This window comes from Bacillus sp. SIMBA_008 (assembly GCF_046535495.1).
Classification (GTDB): Bacteria; Bacillota; Bacilli; order Bacillales; family Bacillaceae; genus Bacillus; species Bacillus subtilis.
On sequence record NZ_JAWRWL010000507.1, the window covers coordinates 1 to 269 of the forward strand.

General features: G+C 50.6%; 1 protein-coding gene. It reads left to right on the forward strand.

Annotation, left to right across the window (positions count from 1 at the left end):
* The coding region (locus tag SB658_RS24220; RefSeq protein WP_410602899.1) for a DNA polymerase domain-containing protein at positions 1-269 on the forward strand (269 nt) is incomplete at both ends.

Here is a 269-nt window from a genome sequence, read left to right on the forward strand (position 1 = left end):
ATCGACGAAGAAGGTAAAATCATCACCCGTGGTCTGGAAATCGTTCGTCGTGACTGGTCTGAAATCGCGAAAGAAACCCAGGCGCGTGTTCTGGAAGCGATCCTGAAACACGGTAACGTTGAAGAAGCGGTTCGTATCGTTAAAGAAGTTACCCAGAAACTGTCTAAATACGAAATCCCGCCGGAAAAACTGGCGATCTACGAACAGATCACCCGTCCGCTGCACGAATACAAAGCGATCGGCCCGCACGTTGCGGTTGCGAAACGTCT